At 50.0% G+C, this 11554-nt stretch carries 10 protein-coding genes; 1 reads left to right on the plus strand and 9 read right to left on the minus strand.

Annotated elements, in window-relative coordinates; translation table 11 throughout:
• Nucleotides 1-70 precede the first annotated feature (70 nt).
• Nucleotides 71-964, plus strand: a complete 894-nt coding sequence (locus tag HQN90_RS39675; RefSeq protein WP_173222197.1) for a helix-turn-helix transcriptional regulator — start codon at nt 71-73, stop codon at nt 962-964.
• Here the strand turns inward: HQN90_RS39675 and HQN90_RS20775 are convergent, their stop codons facing one another.
• The 9 genes from HQN90_RS20775 to HQN90_RS20815 form a co-directional block, all read right to left on the minus strand.
• The gene (locus tag HQN90_RS20775; RefSeq protein WP_173222199.1) at nt 965-2461 is read right to left on the minus strand and encodes a response regulator; all 1497 of its coding nucleotides are present in this window, start codon (nt 2459-2461) and stop codon (nt 965-967) included.
• Complete coding sequence (locus tag HQN90_RS20780) at nt 2458-4215, minus strand: cache domain-containing sensor histidine kinase (protein WP_173222201.1); 1758 nt, start codon at nt 4213-4215, stop codon at nt 2458-2460. The genes HQN90_RS20775 and HQN90_RS20780 overlap by 4 nt, the downstream gene beginning before the upstream one ends.
• Before the next feature lie 12 nt (nt 4216-4227).
• On the minus strand, nt 4228-5040 hold the full coding sequence (locus tag HQN90_RS20785; protein WP_173222203.1) for a carbohydrate ABC transporter permease: 813 nt from the start codon (nt 5038-5040) through the stop codon (nt 4228-4230).
• Complete coding sequence (locus HQN90_RS20790; protein WP_173222205.1) at nt 5040-5978, minus strand: carbohydrate ABC transporter permease; 939 nt, start codon at nt 5976-5978, stop codon at nt 5040-5042. Before HQN90_RS20790 ends, HQN90_RS20785 begins: the two co-directional genes overlap by 1 nt.
• A 69-nt stretch (nt 5979-6047) precedes the next feature.
• Entirely contained in the window at nt 6048-7388 is a 1341-nt protein-coding gene (locus HQN90_RS20795) for an ABC transporter substrate-binding protein (RefSeq protein WP_079414792.1), read from the minus strand.
• Nucleotides 7389-7566: 178 nt separating this feature from the next.
• Entirely contained in the window at nt 7567-8889 is a 1323-nt protein-coding gene (gene melA / locus HQN90_RS20800) for an alpha-galactosidase (RefSeq protein ID WP_173222207.1), read from the minus strand.
• A 27-nt stretch (nt 8890-8916) separates the two neighbouring features.
• Nucleotides 8917-9693: an SDR family NAD(P)-dependent oxidoreductase gene (locus tag HQN90_RS20805; RefSeq protein WP_173222209.1), complete on the minus strand. Its 777-nt coding sequence runs from the start codon at nt 9691-9693 to the stop codon at nt 8917-8919.
• A 25-nt stretch (nt 9694-9718) separates the two neighbouring features.
• Complete coding sequence (locus tag HQN90_RS20810) at nt 9719-10528, minus strand: SDR family NAD(P)-dependent oxidoreductase (protein ID WP_173222211.1); 810 nt, start codon at nt 10526-10528, stop codon at nt 9719-9721.
• Between the two features lie 15 nt (nt 10529-10543).
• Nucleotides 10544-11539, minus strand: coding sequence for a sugar phosphate isomerase/epimerase family protein (locus HQN90_RS20815; protein WP_173222213.1), 996 nt, complete (start codon nt 11537-11539; stop codon nt 10544-10546).
• Nucleotides 11540-11554: the final 15 nt, after the last annotated feature.

Here is an 11554-nt window from a genome sequence, read left to right on the forward strand (position 1 = left end):
CCAATCGGATGTGTGATAAAATGGGAAATGCAACTTGATACATCAGTCTACCTGTTGGATGGTGAATACAGTGACGGATCGATTTCCCGCAATTCGGCATGCCACTTATCGGGAGCTGTCTCCGAGCGTGCATTGGGCACAGATGCATCAGAGAACGCCTCAGTTCAAATGGTCACGACGCATGTATGATTATGAGTTCCTCTATGTCATGCAGGGGGATATTCGAGTGACCTTGCTTGGCGAGTCTTTCCTCGTTCCCGCGGAGCATCTGTTGTTTCTGCCAGCCAGCGTGCATCATCGAATTGAAATTCTGACAGAGCCCTGTGTGCAGCTACTAGGCATCCATTTCGATTTCTTCAATGATTTGCACATGAAGCAGGAAGAACTCGTCGTAGATGAGAACAATCCCTATGAAGAATCCTTCTGTGCTATGCCTTATATAGAAGGCAACCCGATTCTGCCTTTCCGATATGCGATTCATCTGCCCCCGGCTATCGTTTCGCTAATGGAGGCCATGATTCAGGAAACGAATGAGCAGAAGCAAGGCTACGAAATGATCTGCAATGGGCTTATGCTGCAAATGCTCACGCTGCTTATCCGCCATCATGATGAAACCAACCGGGTCCATCACCCCAAATATCAAGAAAGCTTACATCATTTAGCTCATGAACTGAAAGCGCATTATCGAAGAAAGTGGACCAATGTCGAGATGGCCGCTTTCATCAATGTTCATGAAGACTATATGAGTAAGCTGTTTAAAGATAGTATGGGCATGAGTCCCAATAAATATCTGCAATCCATTCGCCACCAGCAAGCCAAGCGGCTCCTTCGCGAAACCGATGATAAAATCGAAGCCATCGCGATGGAAATCGGCTATGAGGACTTTCACTATTTCAGCCGGATGTTCAAAAAGTGGGAAGGCATTTCCGCACAGCAATACCGCAAATTCTCGCAAATGATTTAATTAGACCTGACTTTTGCGAAAGTCGGACGGGTAGCTGGAGCAGTTCTCCACGAACAGCTTGGTGAAATGCCGCGTGCTGTAATAGCCCACCTTCTCCGCGATTTGCTTCACCTGCAAATTCGTGTTGAGCAGCAGCTCCTTCGCTTTCAGCATGCGGATATTCGTCAAATATTTCACAAACGGTGTGCCTGTTTTTTTATGAAACTGCGTGCTTAAATAGTTGGCGGATACGTTCAGTTGATGGGCAATTTGGCCAATACCGACATCATCCATATAATGCTGTTCGATATATTGGACGACATGTTCAATGAAATCTGCCGTGACTGGCTCTCTTGGCTTAATTTCAAGCAGCCGAAGCTCTCCCAAGCTCCGCAGCTCACGGATAACCTCCTCCTCAGAGGAGGAGCCTGCCAGCCGAATGCCAAGAGCATGCTGCATAAACAGCTGAACGGCTTGTTTGGTTTGATCCACAGTCAGCCGCTGATCCTGTTGAAACAAAATTTCCATTTCACCAACAGCAGTCTGGTAATTCAAGTACGCTCTAAAATGCAGATGGTGCTTGATCGAGCAGAACAGTTGGCTGACTTTAACTTTCGCCGGTACGCTCGCTTCTGCTTCCAATTCCTCATACCCCACACGCCGCCCAATTCCGCAGACGACACGAAGATGGCTCCATTGCCCAAGCTGAACAAGCTGCATATTTAACGACTCAAAGCCGTGGCAATCTCCGGTCTGCAAGATCGTAACGGCCGTTCCCTCCCGTCGGTAGCTCTGAGCAAGATCATCCAACGCGCCGAAGAAGTGCCGCATCTGATCCCTACAGTCTACGCCTTTCGATGGGTCCCAAGAACCGATTGCGGCCATATCGCCACTCGGCAGCGAAACGACTGCGAAATTCATGCCATATACAAGCTGGCGGTTCATTCGCAAGCGCAGCTCATCATAGAAGACGCACATCAGGTCCGACAGTGTTCTTCCCGTCATCGTGGTGTCAAACAAACAAATGGCGCCAACAAACCAGCCTTGTACGAAGACGCTGTCCAGCTCCTCGAATTTCAGAGACGTGAGCCCATTACAAAGCGCAAACAAGCTATTCTCAAATTGCTGATTCAGCATGCGGATGAACTCTTTGTTGTCCTTTGCCGTATTCGTCAAGGCACGTTCTAGTTCAACCGGATTGATGGGCTTCAGCAAATATTCGGATGCCCCCAGTTTCACAGCCTCCTGCGCGTAGCTGAAGTCTGAGTAGCCGCTCAGAATAATCCACTTCGTACATGGAGAAATAATTTTCCCCAGCCGCATGGCCTCAAGTCCACTCATCCTTGGCATTCGAATATCAATAATCGCTACACTTGGTTTATGTTCTTGGACCAGTTCCAGCAGTTCCTCTCCATTCGATGCTTCCCCCACGAGATCCCAGGAGGTCTCTACTTCCTGAATCATAATTCGGATACTGGCCCTAATCAGATGCTCATCATCTGCAATGATAAATTTCATGCTCGTTTCACATCCTTTAGAGGAATCAGGATCAGGACAGTCGTTCCCTCATTCTGCTTACTGCTAAGCACCATAGAAGCACCCTCGAAAGATAACTGTAAGCGTTCTCTAACATTGCGGATCCCCAAACCCTCTTGCGCTGCTGCGGAGTCATAACCTACGCCGTTATCACTGATTTCGATAAGGACAATTCCTTCCTCCTGACCGTTATCCATCATCGGCTGAAACTGAATATCCATGCGCAGCTCACATACATGATCACACGGCTCAATTCCATGAATAATGGCATTCTCCACGATCGGCTGCAGCAGTAGCTTGGGAATCCGGATTGAAAGCGCGTTGGGATCACAGCTGATATGCACTTGCATTCTCTCCGCGAAACGTACCCTTTGCAGACTGCAATACTTATTGATGAATTCAACTTCCTCCTGCAGCTGTGCCCAGTCATTATGCTCTAGCGTGTATCGCAGCATGCCGCTCAAAGAGAGAATAGCGCGTTCCAGCTGCATGCTTTGTCCCGTACGATTCAGCCCGATAAAGCCATTCAGCGTATTATATAGAAAATGAGGCTGGATCTGCGATTGCAGCGCCCGATATTCGGCATTTCGCTTGCCTAGTACAGCCTTATATTCCCGATCAATCAGCTCTCCGAGCTTCGAAATCATCGTATTCAGATTCATGCCTAACTGCGAAATTTCATCGTTGCCTTTGACGTGATAGCTGGTCGTTAAGTCTCCGCGCTGCACCCTTTTCATCACTTGAATCATCTGCTTAAAAGGAGTCACGATCCAATGGGATACCGTGAAATACAGGAAGAGCGCGATCAGCAGACCACTCGCTGCGAAAGCAAACCCCAGCCAATACACGCGCTGCAAATGGGCTTGGAGGAACGCCTCCGGCGAGAGGATGGCAATCGACCATTTGGAGCGGCTGATCGTTTCGCGGACGACCGAGTAGGATGCATCCACCGCTGTCACGGTATGACTGCCCAAGGCGACCTGCTGCTGCAGCTCCGGGGAAATTGGATGATTCGCGTAGATTAACTGCTGATTGTCGTCAAGAATAACCACAATAGCCCCGTCACTGAGACGGATGCCTTTCATCATTTGATCCAGAAGCACCGAATCGGCATCCGCCATAATGATGCCCAGCGGACGGCTGGAATCAGGGTCCTTAATGAGACGAGCGACAGAGAACACCTCGGTGCCTGCAAGATTTAAATAGTTCTGTTGATGGACACCTGTGAAAGCTACGTTCCCATCTGCCTTGACCGCCTTCTGATACCAATCCTGCTCCGCAAACGGAAAGCCTTTGACCACTTGATCCGAGTAGCTGTTGGGCGGTGTAATATAAACAGAACCATCCATCGGCAGCAGAATGGTTCCCAGTATGTCTTTGCGCATATTCTTCAAATAATTCGGCAGCGTCTTGTTGAGCATTTCTTCCGCTTCATACTGCTCGAAAGGCGTTAACTGATTCCACTGGGACGTGGATTTCAGCTTCAAAGCGCGCATAACCTCGTTGTTCAAATACGGCGTAACCGTCATGCGCTCCAAATCGTCCAAATACGTTTGAATATCAAACGTTAGAGCCGTCAAAGTCCCCTCCAGCAGAGAGGACTCCTGTTCTTTGATCAGATGAAGATAATAGGAGGGCAGCTGCGTCACAATACCGACAATCGGGATCACAATCGTGATGAAAAAAAGCAGCGATAAGCGCAGTCGAATGGATTGCCTGATGGTATCCCCTCCCAAAGTTATCCACAGCTAACCTTTAATGGCCCCAGAAGCAAGCCCGGAAACGAAGTACCGCTGCAAAAATAAGTACACAATCGTCATCGGAATGGCTCCCATGAAGGAGCCGGCTGCGACCCAACCGACATTGCTCGTGTATTGACCGAAGAAGGTAGAAAGCGCTACCGTAATCGTCCGCATTTCCGGCTTTTGCAGGAAGAAGATCGAGAACTGGTAATCGTTCCATACGGCGACACCCGACAAAATAATAACCGTCGCCGTTACCGGCTTGAGCAAGGGCAAAATGACCGTGAAAAACAATTGAAACCGCCCCGCCCCATCAATCATTGCAGCTTCATCCAAATCCCGAGGAATCGTACTAATGAAGCCGGTATACAAGAAAATCGTCATCGGCAGATTAAAAGTAATGAACAGCAGAATGATGCCCCAATATTGATTCATCCCGCCAATATCTACCATAAACTTATACAATGGCACCAAAATAGTCAATGGGGGAACGATCAAAGCAGATACGAAAACAGCATAGATGAATTTGTTCCACGTCGTCTGGCGCCGAGCAAGCGGATAGGCCGCAATAGAGCCGATGACGACAATCAAGATAACCGAGATCACCGTCACGATAAAATTGCTGCGAAACGCATCTCCCAGATGAGCTTCCCGCCAAGCATCTCTGAAATTGTCGATATAGAAGTAGCCAGGCATCATCCATTTGGAGCTGACATCATCGAACGCTTTGAGCGACGTCGTGATGAGAATATAGAAAGGCAGGATGTGGATCAAGCAGATAAGCAGGGAAAAGATGGTGAGCCACGTCTTCTTAGTCATCAGGCATTGACCTCCCTTTTTCTCAGGAATAAGAGGGCTGAGATACTTACGATGGAGATCATAATAAACATTAGAATACCGATCGTTGCGGCATATCCGGCATCCTCGCGACCGAAATAAAGCAAGTACATAATCGAAGATAACGAAGCCGAGGCATATCCCGGACCACTGTTGGTCAAAGCGACAATCACGTCGAATAGTTTCAGGCCGCCAATCAGATTGAGAACCATGCTGACGGTAAAAGCAGGCGCGATGAGCGGCCATGTCACATGGAGGAACCGCTTGACAGCTCCCGCTCCATCAATCGTTGCGGCTTCATAATAATCCTTGGGAATCGACTGCAGCCCCGCCAAATATAACACCATGGCAATCCCCAAATACTGATACGTATTGACGAAGGTAATAATCCAAACATTGAGGTTCGGATCTCCCAATAAATTGGACGGCTGATCGTTGAACAAGAGAATAATGTCATTGATCGCCCCGCCTTGATATTGGAAGAAAAAGTACCAAATATACCCCATAATTAACGAACTGATAATGACTGGCAAATAGATGACCGTACGGACGAGTCCTCGGGTTCGAATGTTCATATTTAAGAATAAGGCGTAGAGCAACCCAATAATATTTTGAAAAACGGCGCTGCCTATGCCATAGATAGCCGTATTTCGGATGACCTTGAGGATTTCTGGATCCTGAAACATCCGTTTATAGTTTTCGAAGCCGATCCACTTATAGCCTTGATTGTACCCATCCCAATTGGTAAACGAAATTTTAATCCCTTTGAAAAACGGATAAAAGATAAAAATGAAAAATAAGAGCAGCGCCGGAATATAGAGTAAATTCAATAAAGCCCCATTGCGAATCATACGCCCCATTACCGTCGATGACTTCCGTTCCAGCTTAGCCTGTGCCAGCACAGTCCTTGGTTCCGCCATGTGAACACCATCCTCCTTCGTCGAATAGGAAGAAAAGGAGGGTGGCTGTCACCCTCCCTCATCTTGCTATTACTGATTGCGCAGACGTAAATATTCGGATTTCATTTTATCGGAGAATTGCTGTGGAGAAACGGTTCCGGCTAACAGAGCCACACCCGTTTTGCACATGACATCCCACATCCCGTTCGGCAGGTACACCCGGTCAAAATAAGGGAATACGCGAACATTCTCAAATTGTTTGTAGTACTCCGAAAATTCATGTTTCGACGCAATATTTTTCAGCCCGGAAGGCAGCTTCGTCGCATTGGCGATCTTGGACATATTGTCCGGCTTCGCAAAGAAGGCGATCAGTTTCTTGGATTCCGCCAAATGCTTGCCGTCTTTCCAAGCGCCCATCGTGTAGCGCTCGCCGCCGGAGAAGGATTGGCTGTCGCCATCCACCATAGACGTTAAAGGCGCAATGCCGATTTTGGCATTTTTATTATATTTGTAGACTTCATCTGCGAAGGAAGGCGCACCGAAGACGAAGGCTACCTTGCCTTGCGCGAACAGCTGAGGCATATCGCTGTATTTGGCCGTCAGCACATCCTTGTTGATGTAGCCTTTTTTGTTCATATCCTGCAGCTTTTGCGCAAGCGGTGTCCATTTGTTCCAGTCGAACGTACCGTCGAGCAGTGTTTTGGCATCATTCGTTGCCGGGCTGATGTACATAGAGGTCGCATAGAGATCGGAGAAGCCGCCGATCATCCCATTATCCACGCCAGACATGAAGAACGGTGTCACGGCGTTGTTGCTGGAGGTTTTGATCTTCTCGGCAGCCGCCATCAGTTCATCGAATGTTTTGGGCGGTTGAATGCTGTACTTTTCAAGAATTTCCGCATTATAGGAAATGCCGTCCTTCGCTTCACTCATAACGAGCGCTTCGACTTTGCCGTCTTTATCCGTAACGACCGGCTTAATCGTGTCCGTCATATCTTTGGCCCAAGGCTCATCGCGCAGGTCGGCCAAATATTTGCCATAACGGATAATGGCCCAGCCATGCGTATCGAAGACGTCCGGCAAATCATTTGCCGCCATTTTAACCTTCAGAATATTCTCGTATTCCGCACCTGGGAATTGAAATTCAACAGCAATGTTCGGATTTTCTTTCGTAAAATCAGCAGCGATGCCTTTCATCATTTCTTGATTCGGCAGCTCTGTAATGGTGCTGTAGACGGTTAGCTTTAATTTATCCCCACTCGGTTTGGCATCAGGTGTCGTCGTTGTCGCTGCTGTTGTTGGTGCCGCCGTGCTCGTATTGCCTTTGTTGTCTGTCGTCGTCGTCCCTGAACTTGGTCTGCTGGAACAACCCATAAGGACAATAGAGATCGTCAAGATTACGGCCATAACACTTAAAAATGTTTTTTTCATGTGCACGAATCCTCCCTTTTCATGAATCGACGTGATGATACTGACTGTATTAAAGTATACATTTTGTATCACATTCTAATCATATCAGGTTTGGTTGCGCTTACAAGTGTAGTAAATCTCCGCTGGAAGCGCTATTTTTTATGCGAGCACATTCGCGCTGACAACGACCTGCTTATGCTTAGGAGAGCTGCTTGAATTGGGGGAGCCATGCTTGATTAGCTGCGAACATCTCATCGACCATTGCCTTGATTTCGGCTAGACTGAGCACTGCGGAAGTTAGAGGGTCAAAGCAAATCGCGTGAAATACGGAACGCGGGTCTCCCGTAAGCGCCCCTTGAACCGCCAGTTCCTCACAGCGTGCGCTTGTATTCACAAGCACAGCCAATTGGTCAGGGAGTGCGCCGACGTGAATCGGACTTAGACCTCCCCTAGAAGCAAGCACCGGTACCTCCACACAGCAGCCTTCCGGTACATTATCAATTAGGCCGAAGTTCCGCACATTGCCGTTGAATTCAAATAAAGCGCCATCGCCAATCGTTGCGTTGAAAATATAGGAAGCATATTCCTCGCCCCGCTGGAGGTCGATTGGGCTATCCCGCCATGCCTCCATCTGCTGATGCCAGTTCCCGTGCAGCTTCTCGGCATACGTAATGATTTCCCCATAACGGCCGGGATTCCAACCGGTACCATGAGTACAATATTTCTCAATCAAATCCGGACGCTTCCGGAACCAGGCATTATACTCCGAATTATGACCGCTGGATTCTGTCACATAATAGTCCAGATGTAAGAACATTTCATTGCGGACCTGTTCCTCATTGTAGATCTCAGGTCGTTTCGCAACCGCCTCTCTGATTAGAGGGTAGGCGTCTTTCCCCTTCCATTTGTAGTCCAAATAGAAGGCTTGATGATTAATCCCTGCGCATCGATAGGTGATCTCTTCCATGGGAGCGCCAATCCAGCCGGCGAGCATAGCCGCCGTTCCTTGAACGCTATGGCACAAGCCCGTTACCTGAACTTTGCTTTCACTTTGCATCGCACGGACGAGCATGGCCATCGGATTCGAATAATTCAGGAAGATCGCTTCAGGGCAATAGCGCTCAATATCCCGGCAAATATCTAGCATCACAGGTACGGTGCGCAGAAAGCGAAATATGCCGGCTGGACCTCGGGTGTCGCCGATATTGATATCGACACCATATTTCTTCGGAATCTCAATATCCGTGCGCCAAATCGCCAGATCGCCAACCAGAATCGTGCAGACGACTCCGTGAGCACCTGTCAGCGCTTCCGCCCGATCAGTCGTTGCTTCTACTTGGGCTTGGTAAGCTCCAGCAGCAATAAGGTTATCCACAGCGGTCTTGGCAAAAGCCAGTCGCTCCGGATTTATATCCATTAACGCAATCGTGCAGTCTTCAAAGGCTGGAAATGTGAGCAAATCGCGAACCAAATTTTTGGTAAAGACCAGGCTGCCTGCACCAATAAACGCAATCTTCTTCATAGGGTCTCACTCCTCATACCATAATCGTTACCGCAAGCTGATGCCGCCATCCACCGTTAATTGCTGCCCCGTAATTTGATCTGCGAAATCCGACGTCATGAAGATTACCGCTGAGGCGATGTCATCTCCGGTTTGCATTCTGCCCATCGGCATCCGTGAAATGGCCTTCTCCAGCGAATCTCCGCCTTCTCCTGTTGCCGCCAAACGAGCCATCTCCCCATCCGAGGCCACCCAACCTGGGTGAATACAATTCACTCTTACACCCTGCCTAGCAAGCGTACTGGCCAAATTCCGCGTCAGTGTGACGATTCCGCCCTTCGATATCGCATAAGCTAATGTATCCGGAGCACCCGAAGCTGCATGCAGCGAGCCAATATTGACGATACTCCCACCGCCTCTGCGGATCATACCGGGAACCGCTGCTTGGCACATTAAATAAGCACCCTTCAGGTTAATGTCCATCACACGGTCCCAGAACGCCTCATCTGTCTCGGCCAAACGGGCGCGCGGGAAAATGCCGGCATTATTAACCAAAATGTCCAGCCCGCCGAATTCCTGCTCTGCGTAGGCCACCGTCTTCGCGACCTCGCTCCCCCTCGACACATCACATCGGATGAACCGCGCCAAGCGACCCGATTGACGCCACCCCGCAGCTGCCGCTTCGCCCTGTTCATCCACATCGGCGAGAACCACATTCGCGCCATAACTGCCAAATTGCTCCGCAATAGCGGCACCGATGCCCTTCGCCGCGCCCGTCACGAGCACCGTTTTGCCGGCAAAGTTAAAGCTAGCCTTCTCCCTCATCGTGCAGCCTCCTCATCGCTTGACACTAGAACTCATAAGCTCCTTCGCTTGCTGCTTTCTCATAGGCAATTCGCGGTATTTGCGTAGCCAGCTTCCCGCCGCTGATATCGATCATCGTACCGGTAATGTACCCCGCAAAGTCAGAAGCCAGGAAGCAGATCAAATGGGCAACATCGTCCTTCTTGCCCCAATGGCGGAACGTCAACGTATCCAAGAGCCGCTGCTGCTGAGGTTCCTGCAAATCGGCGAAATGGTTCATATCCGTTGGAATCATGCCGGGCGCATAGCAGTTGACCGCAATGTTCCACGGTCCGAGTTCTCCGGCGAGCACGCGTGTGAACTGCTCCACACCGGCCTTTGACGAAGCATAGGCTGCGCTCCCATAGCTCGGAACGATAGCGGCGAAGGAGGCTGCATTGATGATGCGTCCCGATTTTTGCCGTTTCATCACGGGAGCGACCGCTTTGCACATCAGGAAGGTGCCTTTCAGATTAATATCGAAATTCAAGTCCCACACCTCTTCCGCCAGCACATCAATCGGGGCTCCGCCCGCAACACCGGCGTTGTTGACGAGAATATCGATTCGTCCATACTTTTCTACAATCTGATCGATCACTTGCTGAATTTGCACTGCGCTGCGCACATCACAAAGATACTGGCTGCCTCGATAGCCGTTCAACGCAAATTCGCTGCCTACAGCTGCCAGCAAATCCTCCTGAATATCCGTTATCACCGTAATAACGCCTTCTTGCGCCAGCGTTAGAGCAATTTCCCTGCCAATTCCTCTTCCCGCTCCAGTTACAATAGCCACTTTCCCCGATAGATCAATGTTCACGCCGTCCCTCTCCTCTCAGCTTCCGACTCGTTTCTGAGCGCTCGCGCGCGCCTCCACTACACCTCGCATATAGGCCACACTCGTTAGTAATTGCCGCTGCTCGTATGCGATGATGTCATCTTCCGGTGCACCCTTTTCATAAGGAGTCCGCCAATCCCCGACTGGTCTAGCATTGGCATTCACAAAACGCAGAACCCCAGCTAACTGAGCCGCCGAGCGAAGCGGATATTCCGGCCAGTAGTCCTCGCAGAGCACTCTCGTGTGCCTAGCTTCCAAAGCTCCAAGCTCCATCGACATATTCACTTCTGGACAGTAAGACTCAAAGATGTGAAACAGTGCCGGAAAATCAACCACACCCTGCCCCAGCGGGCAGCGCACGAGCCGGTATCCTTCGTCGCTCAGGTGGGTCCAATAATCCTTGAGATGCACATGCTTCAGGTGAGGCGCGATCCTTCTTGCGAACGAAACCGGCTCCTCCGCCGTTGCCAGTGGGTTGCCTGTGTCGAGCGTAATCCCGAAGCTCGGAGAATTAATCTCTTCGCAGAGCCATAACAGCTCCTCAGATGCCAAATCCTGATGATTTTCTACCGCTAGCGTAACCCCAGCTTTCTCTGCGGCCTGCGCCGCTTCACCAAGTCCGGACAAGACCTCGTCCAAGAAAGATGTCCAGCGTCCAGCCAGCTTGCGCCGATCACCGCCAAAGTCAGCCCCGCCTACAACCGTGCGGACGATCGGAGCTCCCAGCTGCAGCGCAGCTTCGAAAGCTTGAGAGAGCGGCTTCGGATCATAACCGCCGGAAGCCACGACCAGATATTGGCCGCTTTCCCGTGCTCGGAGAGCCAACGATCCGATATTCTCGCCTTCCAGCAGCGAAATCGGCAGCTCAATCCCTTGAAGGCCAAGTTCAGCGGCCTGCTCCAAAAGCTGCGACGCCGTAATGCGCCTGCGGGTAGATTGTGGATGAATGCCCATCATAAACGTAGTGCCATAGACAGCAAGACCGAGTTTCATGATCGCTCACCTTTT

Source organism: Paenibacillus alba, assembly GCF_013204855.1.
Lineage (GTDB): Bacteria > Bacillota > Bacilli > Paenibacillales > NBRC-103111 > Paenibacillus_E > Paenibacillus_E alba.

Bases quoted from the DNA above. Each gene is read 5' to 3' on its own strand.
- HQN90_RS20805 (WP_173222209.1), bottom strand. From the start codon at position 9,693: ATGAGGGAGAAGGCTAGCTTTAACTTTGCCGGCAAAACGGTGCTCGTG.
- HQN90_RS20815 (WP_173222213.1), bottom strand. From the start codon at position 11,539: ATGAAACTCGGTCTTGCTGTCTATGGCACTACGTTTATGATGGGCATT.
- HQN90_RS20775 (WP_173222199.1), bottom strand. From the start codon at position 2,461: ATGAAATTTATCATTGCAGATGATGAGCATCTGATTAGGGCCAGTATC.
- HQN90_RS20785 (WP_173222203.1), bottom strand. From the start codon at position 5,040: ATGACTAAGAAGACGTGGCTCACCATCTTTTCCCTGCTTATCTGCTTG.
- HQN90_RS20790 (WP_173222205.1), bottom strand. From the start codon at position 5,978: ATGGCGGAACCAAGGACTGTGCTGGCACAGGCTAAGCTGGAACGGAAG.
- HQN90_RS20795 (WP_079414792.1), bottom strand. From the start codon at position 7,388: ATGAAAAAAACATTTTTAAGTGTTATGGCCGTAATCTTGACGATCTCT.
- melA (WP_173222207.1), bottom strand. From the start codon at position 8,889: ATGAAGAAGATTGCGTTTATTGGTGCAGGCAGCCTGGTCTTTACCAAA.